General features: G+C 58.3%; 20 protein-coding genes. 19 read left to right on the top strand and 1 reads right to left on the bottom strand.

Translation table 11 applies throughout. From position 1 onward, the window contains the following. Positions 1-301 precede the first annotated feature (301 nt). Genes HMPREF2822_RS11560 through HMPREF2822_RS11565 form a run of 3 tightly spaced genes read left to right on the top strand, consistent with a single transcriptional unit; the run spans position 302 to position 1,468 of the window. Positions 302-808: a hypothetical protein gene (locus tag HMPREF2822_RS11560; protein WP_141746427.1), complete on the top strand. Its 507-nt coding sequence runs from the start codon at positions 302-304 to the stop codon at positions 806-808. A 19-nt stretch (positions 809-827) separates the two neighbouring features. Continuing rightward, entirely contained in the window at positions 828-1,055 is a 228-nt protein-coding gene (locus HMPREF2822_RS13890; RefSeq protein WP_083304457.1) for an HNH/ENDO VII family nuclease, read from the top strand. Next, complete coding sequence (locus tag HMPREF2822_RS11565) at positions 1,052-1,468, top strand: hypothetical protein (RefSeq protein WP_070524775.1); 417 nt, start codon at positions 1,052-1,054, stop codon at positions 1,466-1,468. The genes HMPREF2822_RS13890 and HMPREF2822_RS11565 overlap by 4 nt, the downstream gene beginning before the upstream one ends. A gap of 195 nt (positions 1,469-1,663) precedes the next feature. Here the strand turns inward: HMPREF2822_RS11565 and HMPREF2822_RS13385 are convergent, their stop codons facing one another. Further along, positions 1,664-1,984 carry a hypothetical protein gene (locus HMPREF2822_RS13385; protein WP_141746426.1) on the bottom strand — a complete coding sequence of 107 codons (321 nt, stop codon included), beginning with the start codon at positions 1,982-1,984 and terminating at the stop codon, positions 1,664-1,666. A 224-nt stretch (positions 1,985-2,208) separates the two neighbouring features. Here HMPREF2822_RS13385 and HMPREF2822_RS11575 point away from each other — a divergent pair, with 224 nt between their 5' ends. From HMPREF2822_RS11575 to der, 16 genes are all read left to right on the top strand, one after another. Continuing rightward, complete coding sequence (locus HMPREF2822_RS11575) at positions 2,209-3,147, top strand: tetratricopeptide repeat protein (protein WP_070524779.1); 939 nt, start codon at positions 2,209-2,211, stop codon at positions 3,145-3,147. Beyond that, positions 3,147-4,130 carry an HAD-IIA family hydrolase gene (locus HMPREF2822_RS11580; RefSeq protein ID WP_070524845.1) on the top strand — a complete coding sequence of 328 codons (984 nt, stop codon included), beginning with the start codon at positions 3,147-3,149 and terminating at the stop codon, positions 4,128-4,130. Before HMPREF2822_RS11575 ends, HMPREF2822_RS11580 begins: the two co-directional genes overlap by 1 nt. A 191-nt stretch (positions 4,131-4,321) precedes the next feature. After that, entirely contained in the window at positions 4,322-5,131 is an 810-nt protein-coding gene (locus HMPREF2822_RS11585; RefSeq protein WP_070524781.1) for a TlyA family RNA methyltransferase, read from the top strand. Continuing rightward, positions 5,128-6,039, top strand: a complete 912-nt coding sequence (locus tag HMPREF2822_RS11590) for an NAD kinase (protein WP_070524783.1) — start codon at positions 5,128-5,130, stop codon at positions 6,037-6,039. Before HMPREF2822_RS11585 ends, HMPREF2822_RS11590 begins: the two co-directional genes overlap by 4 nt. A gap of 38 nt (positions 6,040-6,077) precedes the next feature. After that, positions 6,078-7,754, top strand: coding sequence for a DNA repair protein RecN (gene recN / locus HMPREF2822_RS11595; RefSeq protein ID WP_070524786.1), 1,677 nt, complete (start codon positions 6,078-6,080; stop codon positions 7,752-7,754). Positions 7,755-7,780: 26 nt separating this feature from the next. Next, positions 7,781-8,965, top strand: coding sequence for a putative cytokinetic ring protein SteA (gene steA / locus HMPREF2822_RS11600; protein ID WP_070524788.1), 1,185 nt, complete (start codon positions 7,781-7,783; stop codon positions 8,963-8,965). Continuing rightward, entirely contained in the window at positions 8,965-9,924 is a 960-nt protein-coding gene (locus HMPREF2822_RS11605; RefSeq protein WP_070524790.1) for a copper transporter, read from the top strand. Before steA ends, HMPREF2822_RS11605 begins: the two co-directional genes overlap by 1 nt. Next, positions 9,925-10,563, top strand: coding sequence for an NUDIX domain-containing protein (locus HMPREF2822_RS11610; RefSeq protein WP_070524793.1), 639 nt, complete (start codon positions 9,925-9,927; stop codon positions 10,561-10,563). A gap of 41 nt (positions 10,564-10,604) precedes the next feature. After that, on the top strand, positions 10,605-11,483 hold the full coding sequence (gene xerD, locus HMPREF2822_RS11615; RefSeq protein WP_070524847.1) for a site-specific tyrosine recombinase XerD: 879 nt from the start codon (positions 10,605-10,607) through the stop codon (positions 11,481-11,483). 46 nt (positions 11,484-11,529) lie between these two features. After that, positions 11,530-12,660 (top strand): hypothetical protein, encoded by a 1,131-nt coding sequence (locus HMPREF2822_RS11620; protein WP_070524795.1) that lies wholly within the window; start codon positions 11,530-11,532, stop codon positions 12,658-12,660. A 165-nt stretch (positions 12,661-12,825) separates the two neighbouring features. Continuing rightward, the gene (locus HMPREF2822_RS11625; RefSeq protein WP_180952111.1) at positions 12,826-13,704 is read left to right on the top strand and encodes a ParA family protein; all 879 of its coding nucleotides are present in this window, start codon (positions 12,826-12,828) and stop codon (positions 13,702-13,704) included. Between the two features lie 9 nt (positions 13,705-13,713). Then, positions 13,714-14,511, top strand: coding sequence for a segregation and condensation protein A (locus HMPREF2822_RS11630; protein ID WP_070524797.1), 798 nt, complete (start codon positions 13,714-13,716; stop codon positions 14,509-14,511). A 16-nt stretch (positions 14,512-14,527) separates the two neighbouring features. Next, the gene (gene scpB / locus HMPREF2822_RS11635; RefSeq protein WP_070524800.1) at positions 14,528-15,142 is read left to right on the top strand and encodes an SMC-Scp complex subunit ScpB; all 615 of its coding nucleotides are present in this window, start codon (positions 14,528-14,530) and stop codon (positions 15,140-15,142) included. 87 nt (positions 15,143-15,229) lie between these two features. Then, positions 15,230-16,147: a pseudouridine synthase gene (locus HMPREF2822_RS11640; protein ID WP_070524802.1), complete on the top strand. Its 918-nt coding sequence runs from the start codon at positions 15,230-15,232 to the stop codon at positions 16,145-16,147. After that, positions 16,147-16,848, top strand: a complete 702-nt coding sequence (gene cmk / locus HMPREF2822_RS11645; RefSeq protein WP_070524805.1) for a (d)CMP kinase — start codon at positions 16,147-16,149, stop codon at positions 16,846-16,848. The genes HMPREF2822_RS11640 and cmk overlap by 1 nt, the downstream gene beginning before the upstream one ends. A 1-nt stretch (position 16,849) precedes the next feature. Then, complete coding sequence (der, locus tag HMPREF2822_RS11650) at positions 16,850-18,463, top strand: ribosome biogenesis GTPase Der (RefSeq protein ID WP_070524807.1); 1,614 nt, start codon at positions 16,850-16,852, stop codon at positions 18,461-18,463. Positions 18,464-18,475 lie beyond the last annotated feature (12 nt).

Genomic DNA, 18,475 nt, shown 5'->3' on the forward strand with positions numbered 1-18,475 from the left:
CCAAACAACAAACAACAACTCAATACAAACAAGCCCGTCACCCTTGAGCAACAACTCAACGGTGACGGGCTCCTTCGTGGTTTTCGCATACAGCCTACAAGTACAGACCTGAAAATACAGACCTGCAAGTAGGCGTCGTCAAGCACCAAGGGGCCAGGATCGGCGACCTGCGAGAATGCACTTCCAGGTCTGCACTAATGCCCACACATAAACACACCAGCCCAGCTTCAAGATTCCGGAGCATATATCCATTCAGATGGAGGAGTGAGACGTTCGACCAAAGGCTCATGCAGCAGAGAAGATGCTTCTTGCACCGCGCCTTGAGCGCATCGGCTTATTAGAATCCTTCATATCAGTGCCTTGGCGGGAAAGTAAGGAGTACGCGATGCGGTTCAGCCAAACGTCAGCTACGTTCTCTCATTCCTACAACGCGGCCTTCCTCAAGGACCTGAAGTCCGTGCGCTTCAGCACACAGAATGGCGCTCCTTCCTCTTCCAGGTTTCTCGAGACATTTTTGTCGAAGGGGCTAATACCGCAGGTACGTGATGGGCTCGGCGGTTTGCTGTTCTTAGTCATTATGGTCGTGGCCTCGGCCTGCATTTTCCTCTTCGCTCTTCTGCTAAATGGCTTTGATATCTCGTGGCTGCTTGCGTTCTTTCTTGGCGCGTTGTTGTGTTGTCACTTATGTGTTGTCGCGCGTCAGTGGGTGTTGTGTATCAACAGACTGGTAGACAGGTATTCAATCCGCACAAAGAGGTGTGCCTTCCCCGGGAAGTTGGTGGTGGAATTGGCAACAATGTCGATTTAATGAGGCATGGCGCGCCCCTATGGGGATAGATCGAAACCCGGTGAATTTGCACCATATCGGCCAAGATGATCGAACAGCTGTAGTAGAAATTACAAAACAGATGCACACAGAAAACGCTAAAGTTCTCCCTTTATTCCACAGAATGAATGGGAGCGGGTTTCCAACAGATGTAACCCTTGACGCCCGCGCATCCTTTAGGGAGTGGAGACACACATACTGGAAAGAAAAGGCATTGGACTACCTATGACCGGTCAGAAAAAACTCTCAGATAAGCTACTCTCATACTTGTACGGCCACGGACTAAGTAAAAGTGAACTGTCTCAGCTGAAGTCGGTGGCTCCATCTTGGATTCCCGAACAATACTTCCAATTCTGGAAGCATTACACGGCCTTTTCTCCGCCATCGTTAGTTTTCTTCACACCTGCCCCATACGGAGTCTATGAAAACGCCTTCGAAGGGTTTCTAGAAGATTTCCGGTCAGTCGATCTTGTCGATTCAAAACGCTTCTTCCCAGTAGCCTATGATGACGGTTTTGTCTGGGGCGTCTTCGAACAGAAGCCCAATGGGTCGGTTATATGTGGAATGTACGATTTTCAAGAAAAGGACTACGTTGAAGGCCCCTTCAAGACATTCGAGGAGTGGGTTCACAGCTACGGATAAACAGGCTTTGCGAGCCCGGCTCAACTGGATGAATTAACGACGTACTAAATGATCGGAAAGTGGCACAGACGGCACTCCTGGTGCGGCCTTCTAACCGCCAATGACTTCGAAGCACTCACATCAGCTACACCAACCCAAGCAGCATAGCTAACCCCCGACGTGTCTACTTTCCGGGGGTCAGGCCCGTTCACGTGTCTAATTCGCCTCGCCTGGAACAATGGTTGGATTGACTTCTACCCTGTGTTCTTGGGCAGTTTCTTCTGTAGTGAAGGGCACCCCCGAACAGGAAAGAAGCACTACCTGTATGCGACGAAGGGTCTTGTTCTCGCTCCAAATGGCGATTCCCGTTGCATTGAAGTGTGCGTCGAAGGAGTTAGCCCAAACCGGATGGGTATGCAGGGCGTAGCCCTGGCCCGGGATGCCGAAAGGATTCGTCTTAACGCCATGCGCAACAACGGTTGGACCTTTTGGGCAGTCGTCCGTGGTATGCCATTGGAGCACGGAAGCGTAGAGCATGGACTTAGCTCTTCGCAGGTGGCTGCGGGATTAGAGTGCGTGCGTGATGAGTGGCGTTTGGATGAGGTTGCCTGGCCGCCGAATAGTGTGTAGTCGCCAAACTGGGGCCGTAGGTTGTGGGGGACTTCACTAGCAGATGGTTCGTATTGCCGTTTCTGGGGCCGTGACCTGTAGACTGGTTCGGTACATACGGACACGTCTACCGCAGAAAGTGCATGGCTTTAATGTCTGAATCCAACTCCCGTAACCACGGCCGTGGCCGCGAAGGTTCCGCAGAAGGCAACCGTGGGCACTACGGCTCTGGGGGCCGCAAGTTTGAGAAGCACGGCGGCGCAGCGGGGCGTCGAGAAGAGCGTCGCGGTGATCGCCGAGACGACCGCCGAGGTGGCCGCGCAGGCGCTAAACCTCGCCGCAACGACCGCAATGGCCATGGCAGCGGCAAAAACAAGGTCTCGCACCCACAGCGTTCAGGCTACCGTGAGGAGCGCATCAATCGTCGTATGACAGATCCAGACCTGCCATCTGATATCGACATTACGGATCTTGATCCTTCGGTACTTCAGGATCTTTCGTCGCTCTCCAAGGAAAACTCCGAAGCCGTTGCTAAACACCTCATCATGGCGGCAACGTGGCTTGAGGACGACCCCCAACTATCGCTACGCCATGCACGTGCTGCCAAAGACCGTGCCGGACGTGTATCAGTCGTCCGTGAAATGAACGGAATCGCTGCATATAGGGCTGGAGAGTGGAAGGAAGCCCTTGCGGAGCTGCGTGCAGCGCGCCGCATTTCCGGTGGCCCTGGGCTGCTCGCCGTCATGGCTGATTGCGAGCGAGGCCTCGGGCGCCCAGAAAAGGCTGTTGATTTGTGGCGCGGCGAGGAGGCCAAGGAACTCGCGGCGGAGGACGCGATCGAGTTGGCTATCGTTGCTGCAGGGGCGCGATTGGACATGGGGCAGGCAGATTCCGCCGTAGTTACCATCCAACGCGCAAAGCCTTCTAAGGATTCCACGGGATTCTCGGCATGCCGCCTTTCCTACGCCTATGCCAATGCTTTGTTGGAGGCTGGCCGCAAGGAAGAGGCCCGGGAGTGGTTCCAGCACGCGATTGACATCGATGAAGGAGACTGGACCGACGCTGCAGAGCGTCTGGCCGAGTGCAAATAATGAGTATTCTCAAAACCCATGATTCATTGCTCCTCGATCTCGACGGAACAGTATGGGAGGGCGGACAGGCTCTCCAGTGTGTCGTCGACGTGGTGAATTCCTGCGGTATTCCTGCAGTTTATGTCACGAACAATGCATCCCGAAGCCCCCAAACCGTAGCCGGTATGCTCGGCGAGATCGGCTTGGAGACGGATGCGCAACACGTTGTTACCTCTGCGCAAGCCGTAGTCAAGATCGCTCGTGAGGAGCTTCCGGCAGGCGCGAAAGTCCTCGTCATCGGCGCGGACTCATTCCGTTCACTGGCGCGTGAGGCGGGTTTCGATGTTGTACACAGTGCCGACGATAAGCCCGCCGCGGTCCTGCAAGGTATGGACAAGTCGGTGGGCTGGGAGCAGCTCTCCGAAGGCGCGTTGGCAATTAATCACGGCGCAAAGTTCTTTGCCTCCAACCTGGATACGTCTCTTCCGACGGAGCGCGGAATGGCTGTGGGCAACGGCTCGCTAGTCGCAGCTATCGTTTCAACTACCGGCGTAGAACCTATTTCGGCAGGTAAGCCGGAACCCGCTATGTTCACTCAAGCAGCTAAGCTCGTGGGCTCGACGAAGCCTCTAGCTGTAGGGGACCGCCTTGACACGGACATTGTTGGCGGCAACAACGCTGCAATGGATACCTTCCACGTCCTTACAGGAGTGTCCCGGGAGCTTGCTCTGATTGAAGCTACTGCGGAGGAACGCCCTGATTTCATTGGTGCAGGATTCCACGAGCTCTCCTTATCGGCCGCACAGGCGCGCCCAGGTTCCCAGGGAGGCTTCCGGGCACGGTTTGACGGCTACGACATTGTTCTTCAAGGCGGGAACGAGAAATCGACGTCGATCGAGGCGCTGCGCACTGTCCTCGAAGTTGCCTGGGCCGGTGCTGAGCCGCCTCGCTACATTCAGCCACGGAGTGAAGCCGCGGAGAGGGTTGTGTCTACATGGCGGTAAAGCCTCATGACCCGCGCGCGGTTTTGGCTCCCGAGAAGCTGGATGCGTCGCTCGCGGAGATTCTCAATGAACCAGCTGAGAGCCTTGAACAAGAACTTGTTCAGCTGGATCGCGCTCATACTGTGCTGCGGGATGCGCTCCAAGACAATTAGCGCTGACCGTCGAGGATTCTAAGGGAAGAGGAGCTTTTCATGCCACCGCAACGCCGCCGTCTCGACGCGGAGCTAGTGCGCCGAAAGATTGCGCGCTCACGGGAACAAGCCGTTGAGATGATCAAGGCCGGCCGCGTGACCGTCGGGGGCTTCAAGGCGATGAAGCCCGCGACGGTGGTTGAGCCCGAGGTATCTATCAAGGTTGAGGCCAGCGAGGGGGATGATTGGGCTTCGCGTGGCGCGCACAAGCTCCTTGGCGCTCTCGAGGCTTTCGACGTCGATCTTAGGGGAAAGCGTGTGTTGGACGCGGGGGCGTCGACTGGCGGCTTTACCGATGTGTGCCTGCGCCGCGGTGCCGCGGAGGTGCTATCTGTCGATGTGGGCTACGGGCAGTTGTTGTGGCGTTTGCAGAATGACGAACGGGTTACGGTGCTCGACCGCACTAACATTCGCCACCTGACACTTGAGCACACGAATGGTCCCTGCGACGCCATGGTTGGTGACCTATCGTTTATTTCCCTGAAGCTTGTACTGCCAGCGATTGCATCGTGCATGGCTGATGGCGCGTGGCTATTGCCCATGGTCAAACCACAGTTTGAGGTGGGCAAAGACCGGATAGGGTCCGGTGGTGTGGTGCGCTCTCCTGAGCTACGGGCGGAAGTAACCAAGGATGTCGCTATCTTCGCTCAGGGGCTCGGGCTCAGCGTGAAAGGCGTGGCAGCATCGCCGTTACCTGGACCAAGCGGCAATGTTGAGTACTTCCTTTGGTTGGTCAAGGATGGATTGTCCACCCCGGAAGATAGGCTTGATGCAATGATCGAGACGGCTATCAAGGAAGGACCCCAGTGAGCAGTAGTGTCGCCGCGGAGGGCACCAACCGCCGCGAAATTCTTCTTGTTCCGCACGCGAGCCGCGCGGATAATCTTGCCGCTACGCATCGCGCGGCGGAGCTGCTCCAGGAGGCAGGCATCAAGGTGCGCGTGTGCGCAGCGGATACCGTCCTTCCGGGCCTGCAGCATGTTCGGCATACGCCAGCTGCTGCCGAAGGTTGTGAATTGGTGCTGGTTCTTGGTGGCGATGGCACATTTTTGCGCGCGGCAGATATGGCGCGCGCCGTCGATGTTCCCGTGCTTGGAATAAACCTGGGCCACGTCGGCTTCCTGGCCGAGTGGGAAGCGGAGTCGCTCGACCGCGCGTTGGTGCGAGTTATCGAGCAATCCTATGAGGTCGAAGATCGGCTTACTATCGACGTCACCGTGTTCGATGCTGACGGGAAACTGCGTGAGCGTAGCTGGGCGCTCAATGAGGCGTCGATTGAGAATCTCAACCGCTCGGGGGTGCTGGACGCCATCCTCGAGGTGGATGGGCGCCCGGTATCTGCTTTTGGTTGCGATGGCGTGCTCATCTCCACTCCGACTGGATCCACGGCCTATGCCTTCTCCGCCGGCGGGCCAGTTCTGTGGCCTTCTCTTGATGCCATCCTGGTTGTGCCAAACAACGCGCATGCCTTGTTTACCAAACCGCTCGTGGTGTCTCCGGATTCGCAAGTCGCGGTGGAATCGGCGTCGGCGACGACTCCGGCTGTGGTTATCCTTGACGGCTTCCGGGAAGTCTCGATGCCTCCAGGTTCGCGCGCGGAGGTCGTTCGTGGTGAAAGGCCGGTGCGCTGGGTACGTCTAGATCAGCAGCCATTCACTGATCGTCTGGTGTCCAAGCTGCGCCTCCCCGTGGAAGGTTGGCGCGGGCCGCGTCACTAGGTTGTTTAGTGCGTATTCAGGAAGGAAGATAGCTCACCGTGCTCGTTGATATCAGCATCTCTGACCTCGGCGTGATTGAAAGCTCCGCAGCGGAACTATCGCCAGGACTCACCGTGCTCACCGGCGAAACCGGCGCTGGTAAGACCATGGTGGTAACCGGCCTACGCCTTCTCGCCGGCGGTCGCGCGGATGCATCACGTGTGCGCGATGGCGCCGCGAAAGCAGCCGTAGAAGGGCATTTTTCTTCCAGTTCTCTTGCCGTAGCGAAGGTAGTCGAAGAATCAGGCGGTGAGCCAGATGAAAACGGCGAGTTCATTGCCTCCCGCACGGTGTCGGCGGCGGGACGCTCACGCGCCTACTTGGGTGGGCGTTCAGTGCCAGCGGCGACATTGGGGGAGTTCGCCTCCCACCTGATTACTGTGCACGGTCAGAACGACCAGCTGCGTTTGCTATCTGCCGATCAACAATTGGCAGCGATCGATCGCTTTGAACCTGCGATTGACAAGGTTCGCACCGCATATACCGATGCGTTTAGCCACTGGCGCGCGTTGGCTAAGGACTATCAGCGTCGTACGGAATCACGGCGCGAGATGGCGCAGGAAGTTGACAGGTTGCAGTTCGCTATTAAGGAAATTTCCGAGCTCGATCCGCAACCAGGCGAAGATGCCGAACTCGTGACCCTTATTAAGCGCTTGCAAGATGTTGATGCTTTGCGTGAGGGCGCAGCCACCGCTCTCAGCGCTCTGGATGGGGGCGAAGGATTTGGGGATGAGGACACCGCCGTCAATCTTGTCGGCGCCGCCGAATCAGCACTCGCTGGGGCAAGTGATACCGAGCTCGCTCGCCTAGGGGAGCGCGTTAGCGAAGTCACCGCGCAATTGACCGATATCGCTGCCGAGCTCACGACGTATTTGAGCGATCTACCCGCCGATCCCAACCTCCTCGAGGAATCCCTACAGCGCCAACAGGAGCTCAAGCGGCTTACCCGCAAATATGCTGCTGATATCGATGGAGTCTTGGCCTGGCGGGATGCCGCTGAGGCCAAACTCGCTACGTTGGATACCTCTACCGAGGCCCTCGAGGCCTTAAAGAAGGAGGTAATGGAGGCCGAAAAGACGATGGTGTCCAAAGCCGAAAAGCTCACTGCCGCTCGCACCAAGGCCGCGAAGAAGCTCGGGGCTCAGGTTACCGAGGAAATTCATGGTCTGGCCATGCCGAACTCCATCTTGACGGCCGTCGTCAAGAAAACGAAGTACTCCAAGTCCGGCGCGGATGAGGTCGAATTTCAACTCAACGGTAAGCCCCTGGCTTCTGCGGCCTCGGGCGGTGAGCTCTCGCGCGTCATGCTGGCCATGGAGGTAGTTTTGGCCAGCGGCGACGGGACCACCTTGGTCTTCGACGAGGTGGATGCCGGCGTCGGTGGCCGCGCGGCGGTGGAGATTGGGCGTCGTCTAGCGCGGCTGTCCACCACCAACCAGGTCATTTGTGTCACCCACCTGCCGCAAGTGGCCGCCTATGCGGACTCACACTTGCACGTGTCGAAGGAGAAATTCACGTCGGGTGTTGCGGATCTGGCCGCCGAGGAGCGCGTTGAGGAGCTCGCGCGTATGCTCGCTGGCCTCGATGACACCGAGACGGGCCGCGCGCATGCACAAGAGCTCTTCGATAGGGCTCAAGCAGAAGTCGAGACTTTCCGCGCGCCTTCCACACCTTGAGCCCCTAACAGGGGAAACTGTCAGACATGAGTCTGTTTTCCCGTAATACCGATCTGCCTGGAGAACACGGCGCGCTGCGTGATTGCACCCCGGGTGGCAAGGGCATGAAGAAGTTTAGCGCTGGTGACTTCGCAGTCATCAACGCCGCCAATATCTCCCGCCAAGAGGCCCAGACCCTCGTGGATATGAAGCCGGCCGCCGTGATCAACGTCGCGGAGTTCTCCACTGGTTCTATCCCGAATTATGGACCCCACATGCTTCTCGACGCCGATGTCACCCTCATCGAGGGCGTAGGCCAAGATTTTGTGGACAATTTCAAGGATGGAAAGAAGGCGCGTCTGACCGAAGACGGCGCCATTTTTGCGGGCGATACCCAGCTTTCTTCGGGAACGGTGGTTACCCGCGACCGGGCGGAGAAGAATTTTGCTTCTGCCCAGCAGGAACTCATCGATCATATGGAGGCATATTTCGGTAACTCCATTGAGTTCATTCATTCTGAAGGTCCGCTGCTCATCGATGGCCTGGGTGTTCCCGATGCAGGGTCCGTCATGGCCGGGCGCAAAGTTCTCGTGGTCTCGCCCACTGAGGAACACCGCAAGAAGCTGACGCTCCTGCGCAACTTTATCCGCGAGTATGAACCCATCATTATCGGCGTGGATGCTGCCGCGGACACCCTGGTCGAGCTGGGGTACCAGCCTCACTTCATCGTGGGTAACCCCTCCGAGGTGAGCTCGGAAACCCTGCGCAGCGGTGCCCAGGTTATTCTCCCCGCCGAACCGGACGGTACTGCTGACGGGCTCGAGCGCATTCAGGATTTGGGGATTGGTGCGATGACCTTCCCTGCCGCTACGGATTCAGCTACCGATCTCGCGCTGTTGCTTGCGGACTACCACGAGGCTCAGATGATTGTTCAGGTTGGCGGATCCCTCGACCTCGACGACATCTTTGCTAACGAGCCGAATGCTACGCCCGCGGCTTTGCTGTGCCACATGAAGGCGGGCACGCGCCTGGTGGATGCGGACGCTGTTATCAACCTTTATTCCGCGCCAAATTCCGGAGCTATGGGATGGCTGTGGGCGCTGCTTGGCATCCTCGTAGCACTTGCCGTCGTTATTTTGATCGTCGGCTTGGGCGGCGATGAATCCTTCCTCCAGAACCTGATCGATACCTGGAATAACTTCGCGTTAAGCGTGCAGGAGTGGTTTAAGTAATGATGTCGCCTAAGTCCCTCATTATCACCGGCCTCGGTTTCGGCGCAGCCCTTGGCATTGCGTTGGGCACGCTGGTGATTGCTCCAAACATGGATTCCGGATCGGGTCCCGGGGGTGAATCGACCAGTGAGGTGCGCGAGAAATACGGAAAGCTGGTTCTTGACAACAACATCGCGGAGGCCCAGCTAGACTCTGCTGATTCCGTTATGGGAGATCTCGGCCGATACGTGGTGGATGGTTCCTTGGCGCAGCGCCCGGTCATGGTTGTGAGTATGCCCGATGCCGACGACGCCGACGTCAAGGCCGTCAAGGATTTGCTGGGTTCTGCAGATTCCACCGATGCAGGAAGCATCAAGCTGACTGAGAAGTTTGTAGCCCAAGAATCCGCGGACAAGCTTTTGTCCCTCGTTACCACCACGTTGCCGGCGGGAGCGAAGCTCGATAAAAAGAAGATTGATGCCGGCACACATGCTGGTCAGGCACTTGCGGCGGGGTTGATGATGGATGCTGAGACCACCGAGCCGCTTGCATCAGTTGATGATCGCGCGACCCTTTTGCGGGCTCTGCGCGATGCCGGCTACATCGACTACAAGGATGGCACTATTCTTCCTGCTCAGGCCGTGGTCGTCGTGGGCGGAGGCATGACCCCGGGAGAGGAAGACGACAGTGCTGCTGCGAAGTACGCCATTGATACGACGGTCAACTTCCTAGAAGGTTTTGATTCGGTGGATACCGCGATGGTTTATGCCGGGCGCGTGGAATCCGCCGGTGACGACGGCGTCTTGGATAAACTCCGAGCCGACAAGACGAAGATCAGCACCGTGGACTCCATTGATCACCCGGTGTCCCAGATGGCCAGTGTTTTAGCCGTGAAGGAACAACTCGATGGTGGCCACGGTGTGTATGGTTCTGCGGCGAATGCTGACAGCGCAGCGCCGGCGCTGCCGAAGGATCTCTAGATGTCACACCATTTTCGTACGGTGGGAACCGAGCTGCTTGTCGACGCCCCCATCATCGCCGTCCGCCGCGATGATGTCGTCATGCCGGGGGAGGTTATTGCTCAGCGAGAAGTTGTCGAGCACCTTGGTGCTGTGGCCGTTGTGGCGTTGGATGAGAACAACCGTATCGCCATGGTGGAGCAGTACCGGCATAGCGTCGGTAAGCGTCTGTGGGAGCTGCCGGCCGGCTTGCTCGATGTGAAGGGCGAAGACGAGCTAGGCGGCGCGCAACGCGAGCTCCAGGAAGAGGCCGGCCTGGTCGCCGAGGAATGGGCAGTGTTGACTGATCTGGTGACCTCCCCGGGATTCTGCGAGGAAGCCGTGCGCGTGTTCTTGGCGCGAGGCCTGTCGAGCGTGCCCAAACTCAACGCCGAAGGCGACGAGGAAGCTGACATGGGCTTTGCATGGGTTCCCCTTGCGGAGGCTGTCGAGCGCATCCTGGTGGGGGAGATTGTGAACTCCATTGCGGTGGCAGGAATCCTTGCGGCATTTGTCTGCGTGCGTGGGGATGCCACCCCGCGCTCAGTTGACTCTCCTTTCGAGCTGCGCCCGGAATCGATCGCGCACCGGCGCCCGGGTCCGGATCTTAAGCAGCTGTGACGCCCTCTAACCCCGCCGCAGCCGCCGGACAAGCTTGGTTGATGCACCTCATGGTGGAAAAAGGTGCCTCGAAGAATACGGTAAGTAATTACCGTCGAGACATTAACCGTTACGTTAATTGGCTTGCGGAATCTGGGATCACGGATTTGCGCCACGTAACCCGCTCGCACGTGGAGAACTACCTCGTTTACTTGCGTAAGAATCTTGCGCAGTCCTCTGCTAGTCGCGCTTTGGTTGTCGCTCGAGGGTTGCATAAGTTTGCCCTGGCCGAGGGGATGATTGAGGAAGACGTCGCGGCGGAGGTTTCCCCACCCAAGCGGGCGCAACCGCTGCCGGAGACTCTCAGCGTGGAGGATGTGGAGGCACTCCTCGATGCCATCCCTAGCGGAGATACTGCAACGCCCATTGATATCCGAGATCGCGCTCTATTGGAGATGCTGTATGGTACGGGCGCACGTATCTCCGAAATCATCGCGCTAAATGTGGACGATGTGACGGGTGAGGGGAGTGCTTCAGTTCGTGACATTGTGTTGTTGAGCGGCAAGGGCGATAAGCAACGGCTAGTTCCGCTGGGTTCACATGCGGTGACAGCGGTGGAGAACTACCTCGTGCGTGCCCGCCCTGTGCTGGCTACGGGAGCCTCTCACGCCCTGTTCCTCAATACTCGGGGCAAGTCTTTATCGCGGCAAAGCGCCTGGGCCGTGATCAAGACCGCAGCGCAGCGCGCCCACCTAAGTACTAAAATCTCTCCGCATACACTGCGTCACTCATTTGCCACCCATCTGCTCGAGGGCGGGGCTGATGTGCGTACCGTACAGGAGCTCTTGGGGCATTCTTCCGTGACGACGACACAGATTTATACCCACGTCACTGCGGATTCACTCCGCGAAGTGTGGCGCACTGCCCATCCACGCGCTTAAGAGCGCCTAGAATCGTCACGACTTCAACCTAATGAAAAGGATATTTATGGCTTCAACCACTTCTTTGTCCCAAACCTATCGAGCGGTTGCGCTAGCTTCCGTGCTCTCCGTAGGTTCCCTTTCCGGCGTCGCGTCGGACATCGTGAGCGCAACTGGGGTGCTGCCAGGGTTCGGTACGGCCGCCGCCTCTGCACAAGACGCCACCATTCCGGTGCCGGCTGGTCAGACGACGACCGTTTCGCTGCCAGTTCCTGTCGACGTCAACGTGGCCTCCGATGGTTGGAACGTCACTGCTTCTGGCGGCAGCGCTACGGTGACCGCACCACCCGCGGGAGGACAAATCAGTGTGCCGGTGACCTACCAAGGCGTGACCATGACCATCGTGCTCGTGGCCGACGCCGACGTTACTGCCGATGATCTCAACGACGCAGCTGAGAACGGGGATCCGGGCCAGCTCGGCGGTGAGCAGCAGGACCACGAGAACCCGGACAATCCCGGGGGCAACGGGGGACCGGCGGGGAGCGAGAACTCCGATGACAGCGCAGGTGGTGGTGAGCAGAACGGAGGACAGCATCCCGCCGATGGCTCGGCGTCCGCTGCGGATGGCTCTGCTCAAGGCCACGTGCCTCCTCCGCGAACAGGCCGCGGGTGGGAAGGAATTGATGATTCGAATACTTCCTATGTGAACCTGGAATCCACGATTGACGGCCAAACAATCACTGCCAAGCTTGGGCTCAAACAGGCTCTCGACCTGTACAACCGCTTCAAGCACCTTGAGGATGACGGAGTCACGCTGCGCTACCTCAACGCGGAAGGCGAGTTCGTAGAGGGGGTCAAACGGGAGATCGACAAAGGCTCGCGCACCATGACCCTGACCTACCCAGAGGGGGCGGAGCCGGACAATCCTTTCATCATGCAATTCGTGAACAAGGACACTCAGTCCGCTGAGCTGGTAGTGACGCTTACCGATCCAACCCGTGAGAGCGCGAGTGAGGTGCCTGCGGAGCAGCAGCTGGATTCTGATGCAGCTGACAAGGCCGGGGGAGAGGAACAAGGAGACTCGGGGCTTGGAGTTGGCGCACTTGCAGCAGGTATCGCGGGCCTCGGAGTTATCGCGCTCATCGTGTGGCTCGCGCTTAAGGGACGCCGGTCGAAGGGTGCACAGGAGGACGCCTAATCTAGGCCATGGACTTTATTCACCGGTTTTCCTTAGCTATAATCGCGGCGCAGGCACCCACGGGGTACCCTATAATCACAAGGATGTAAGAATGCGGCGCCGCGTGTTGCTGCAAAGCCGAAGCGGAAAGACCGCAAAGGGGCCGTACAGGTCAAGGAAGCAGGTGTGACTGTGAGCGACGAGGGACTGTTTGAGGCCTCGGAAGCACAGGTCGGGTTAACCGGCCGCCCACTGCGGGAGCTTCCGGAACCGGAGCCATTGGAAAAGCATGGTCCCGCCACGATTATTTCCATGTGTAACCAGAAGGGTGGCGTCGGAAAAACCACGTCCACCATTAACATGGGCGCGTGTTTGGCGGAGCTGGGGCGTAAAGTCCTCCTCGTTGACTTGGACCCGCAGGGTGCTCTTTCGGCCGGCCTAGGCCTGACCCACGACCAGATCCAGGACACCATTTATGACGTCATGCTTGATAGCGAAGTCTCAGTGCATTCCGCTATCGTGCACACCGGTGTGGCCGGGCTCGACCTCGTCCCCGCCAACATCGACCTCTCCGCCGCTGAGATCCAGATGGTCAATGAAGTTGGCCGCGAACATACCCTGGCTCGTGCCCTTCGCCCGGTACGCAAGGACTATGACTTCATCATCATTGACTGCCAGCCTTCACTGGGCTTGCTCACGGTCAATGCTTTGGCCTGCTCGCAGGGAGTTATCATCCCCATGGAGTGCGAGTTCTTTTCCCTGCGCGGCCTCGCGCTGTTGACCGATACCGTGGAGAAAGTAGCGGACCGCATTAACTTCGATCTCGAGGTCATGGGAATTCTGGTTACCATGTTTGATCGCCGCACCCGCCACGCCCGGGAGGTCATGGACCGCGTGGTGGAGTATTTCGGGGACAAGGTCTTTGACACGGTGATTACACGTACTGTTCGTTTCCCAGAGACGTCGGTAGCCGGCGAGCCCATTACTACCTGGGCTCCCAGCTCCCAGGCAGCCAAGCAGTACCGCGACCTGGCTAAAGAGGTCATCGAGCGAGCTAACGGCTAGTCGCTCATTATGACCCAACCGGAGATTACCGGCTTTCGCATCGCCCTGGGCAATTTTGAGGGCCCTTTCGACTTGCTGCTGCAGCTGATTCAGGCGAAGAAGCTGGACGTTACGGAGGTGGCGCTGTCTGAAGTTACCGAGGAGTTCGTGGCCTATACGCGTGCTTTAGGGGCAACCGCGGATTTGGATGAAACCACGGAGTTCCTTCTTATCGCCGCAACACTTCTGGATTTGAAGGCCGCTCGATTATTGCCGCGTGGCGAAGTCGATGACTTTGAAGATCTTGAGCTCCTGGAGACTCGCGATCTCCTCTTTGCACGCCTTCTGCAGTACAAGGCTTATAAGCAGGTTGCCGACCAGTTCGCGCAATGGCAGCGCGCGGCCCAGCGGCGTTATCCGCGTGCGGTGGCGATGGAGGAGCGCTTTAGCAACCTTCTTCCGCCAGTCAAGATTGGGCATACTCCAGCCACGTTCGCCGAACTCGCAGCTGGTGTCTTCCGGCCCAAACCCCCGGAAGAGGTTGCCACAGGCCATATTCACCAGGTTGCTGTCTCCGTGCCGGAGCAAGCCGGAAAGATCCTCACGACGCTCAAGATGCTGGGCACAGGGCAATGGATGAGTTTCGAAGCCTTAACCAGGGACTGCACCATCTCTATGGAGGTCGTCGGACGTTTCCTGGCGTTGCTGGAGCTCTACAAGGCCAAAGCGGTTGATGCTTCCCAACCAGAGTCTTTGGGGCCACTTGAATTGTCCTGGACCGGGCTCGACGTGGACCCGGCCGTCGTCGCGGCGGCAAACTGGGATTAGGGTAGGCTACCGAGTCATGGACGATACGTCATCCTTGGCCCCCAGCGACCTCGTAGCCCCGAGCCGACAGGGAGCTTTGCCTCTTATTTCACAGTTGCGCTCACGCCTGGAGTCCATCCTCCTCGTTATTGATTCCCCAGCCAGCGTGGAGGAGCTGGCCCGTGTACTGGATGCGGAGGTCACCGTCGTCAGTGATACTCTGCGTGCACTAGAGCGCGAGCTGAGCGAGCGCGGCTCCGGCATCGATCTGCGTGAGACACCGGAGGGCTGGCGCTTTTATACGCGTAAAGAGAACGCAGATGCCGTCGAGCAGTTTGTTCTCGATGGCACCCAAACCAAGCTTTCCCGCGCGGCATTGGAGACCTTGGCAGTTATCGCATACCGCCAACCGGTCACCCGAGCCCAAGTCGCTGGCGTACGCGGCGTCAACGTCGACGGAGTAGTTCGTACGCTCATGTTGCGGGGGCTCATCCGGGAGATAGAGAGCCCAGAGCCCTCAGCTGGCAACGCACATCACTATGAGACTACTGAGCTTTTCCTAGAGCTACTCGGTATTGATTCCCTCGAGCGCCTCCCGGATCTCGCTCCGCTGCTGCCAGACATCGAGCAGATCGACGAGGACTACTCATAAAGGCGCTGTCTGCGGTAGGATTGCGGCCGGACATCGGCGCGTTTCCGCGCGCCGCAAATTGAAGAACTATTGAGAGGACACATTCCCGTGACTCCACCCGCTCGCCGCGATGGCACACCGGAAAAGAAAAAGCGTGACAGCGACATGATCGTGTCGAACGCTAAGCCGGCCCGCCATCAGCATGTAAAGAAGAAGGCCACCGCAGAATCTATCGCCCGAGACTTGGGCGCGGACTGGCTGGTAGACGGTAAAAATAAGAAGGGCTCCCAGAACCAAGGCGAGCGCCTGCAAAAGGTCTTGGCAAAGGCCGGCGTTGCTTCGCGCCGCCATGCAGAGATCCTCATCGATGAGGGCCGCGTTGAGGTCAACGGCCAGGTCATCATCAAGCAGGGCACTCGTGTTAACCCCAACACGGACGTGATTCGCGTCGATGGCACACGCATCAACGTCAACGAGGAGACCCAATACTTCGTGCTCAACAAACCGCGCGGTATGCAGTCCACGATGTCGGATGACATGGGCCGTCCTTGCGTGGGAGATGTCGTGGCTGATCGCGTGGTAGCAGGCCAGCGCTTGTTCCATGTCGGACGCCTCGATGCGGATACCGAGGGCCTTCTCTTATTGACTAACGACGGCGAACTTGCCAACCGTCTCATGCATCCCAAGTATGAGGTGACCAAAACATACCTCGCGACTGTCCTTGGTGAAGCAGATAAGAAGCTCGTTCGTCAGCTGCGCGAAGGCATCGAATTGGACGATGGTCTTGCGCAGGCGGACTATGTGCAGATTGTGGACAAGAACCAGGGCTATTCGCTGGTGCGCGTCGAGTTGCACGAAGGCCGGAAGCACATCGTGCGCCGCATGCTTAAAGAAGCCGGGTATCCGGTCCAGCGTCTCGTGCGCACCAAACTCCACACGGTGCAGTTGGGTGATATGAAGCCCGGCTCCTTGCGTGCACTGAACTCCAACGAACTGACCAGCCTGTACAAGGCGGTGGGGATGTAATGATTTCAAATATGCCCAATCAAGGCCTCATTCTGGCTGTTGACGGTCCCTCCGGAACCGGTAAGTCCACGACGTGCCGAGCACTGGCCAAGAAGCTTGACGCCAAGTACGTCGATACCGGTGCAATGTACCGCGTGGCAACGCTTGCTGTGCTGCGCGCGGGTGTGGACCCAGCGGATACTGAGGCGGTGATTTCCACGACTGCTGACCTGCCTCTCGAGGTGTCTGATGATCCAGATTCCACCATGGTCGTCTTTGATGGCGAGGATGTCTCCCGCGTCATCCGAGAAGATGAGGTCACCCGCAATGTCTCGGCAGTTTCCGCCATTCCGGAAGTACGCCAAAACCTCGTTGAACTGCAACGTAAGCTTGCCGCCCAGGCTCACCGCGCGATAGTTGAAGGGCGCGATATCGGCACGGTTGTTCTTGCCGATGCCCCCGCGAAGGCTTTCATGACGGCTAGCGCCGAGGTCCGAGCACAGCGCCGTCATGACCAAAACCTGGCTGCCGGCATTGATTCGGATTTTGACTCCGTGCTTGCCGCCGTCGAACGGCGCGACGCCGCCGACTCTTCCCGCGCTACATCGCCGCTGCGCCCGGCGGAGGACGCGGTACTCGTTGATACGTCCGAGATGACCCGAGATGAGGTCCTTGACGCTCTCATTGCCGTCGTCAAAGAATCGGCTGCACAGGAGGCCTGACATGACTAATGAACCGCAGAATCCGGATGTAGATCCGGCGCAGCAGCCGGAAGACTTTGAGACGGAATTTCACTATCCGGCCGGAAAACTTGAAGAAGAGGTCGTACGCGATCCGCACGGCGGCTGGGCTCCGAAGGATTTCGACTCTGAAGACTTTGACTATGAATTCGACGAGTCTGAATTCAGCGAGGCCGATTTTGGTGAGGATGAGACCGAATTCGACGATGAGGCTCCGCTGAGCGAGGAAGAATGGGAAGCCCTATCCCACGCCTTTGGTGTCGGTGAAGGCCATACGGAGGAAAACCTGTGCACGGTGGCCGTAGTGGGCCGCCCGAACGTGGGCAAGTCTTCTCTGGTGAATCGCTTCCTTGGGCGCCGTGAAGCTGTTGTAGGGGACCACCCGGGCGTCACCCGTGACCGCGTGTCTTATGTAGCGGAGTGGAATGGCCAGCGCTTCTTTGTTCAGGACACCGGAGGTTGGGACCCGAACGTCAAGGGAATCCATGCCGCCATCGCCCGCCAGGCAGAGCAGGCGATGGAAACTGCCGACGTCATCGTATTCGTGGTGGACACCAAGGTGGGCATCACTGAGACCGATGCGGTTATGGCTCGGAAATTGCAGCGCTCCGAGGTCCCAGTCATCCTGGTATCCAACAAGTTTGATTCGGAAACCATGTATGCAGACATGGCCGAGTTCTACGCGCTTGGTTTGGGCGATCCGTGGCCAGTATCCGCTCAGCATGGTCGGGGCGGTGCCGACGTCCTCGATGAGATTCTCCGTTTGTTCCCTGCAGAACCGCGTCATTCCTCGATTACCTCCGGTCCTCGCCGCGTGGCGTTGGTGGGCAAGCCGAACGTGGGCAAGTCCTCCTTGCTGAACAAGCTGACGGCGGAGGAGCGCTCCGTGGTAGACAATGCTGCAGGCACCACGGTCGACCCAGTTGATTCCCTGGTGCAGCTAGACCAACGTTTGTGGAAGTTCATTGATACCGCAGGTCTGCGCAAGAAGGTTAAAAACGCGCAGGGCCACGAGTACTACGCCTCCTTGCGCACGCGCGGCGTGATTGATGCGGCCGAGGTGTGCGTCATGCTTATCGACGCTTCCCAAGAAGTCTCGGAGCAAGACCAACGCGTCCTCAACATGATTCTCGAGGCCGGAAAAGCCTTGGTTATTGCCTTTAACAAGTGGGACCTTGTGGATGAGGATCGCCGCTACTACCTAGAGCGCGAAATTGATGAGAACCTGCGCCACCTGCCGTGGGTGACCCGTGTGAATATCTCTGCTGAGACCGGGCGCGCCCTGCAAAAGCTTGAGCCCGCCATGATCGAGGCCCTAGAAAGCTGGGATCAGCGCGTGTCCACCGGTCAGCTCAACAATTGGATGCGTGACGCGATTGCCGCGAATCCACCGCCGATGAATAATAACCGCCTGCCGCGAGTGCTCTTTGCCACTCAGGCGTCGACGCAACCACCGACCATCGTGCTGTTTACAACCGGCTTCTTGGACGCTGGCTATCGTCGCTACCTAGAGCGTAAATTCCGTGAGCGTTTCGGTTTCCACGGCTCGCCCGTGCGCATCGCGGTGCGCGTGCGCGAGCGCCGCCAACGCCGATAGCTCCGCTAGCGG

This window comes from Corynebacterium sp. HMSC062E11 (genome assembly GCF_001811845.1).
Taxonomy (GTDB): domain Bacteria; phylum Actinomycetota; class Actinomycetes; order Mycobacteriales; family Mycobacteriaceae; genus Corynebacterium; species Corynebacterium hesseae.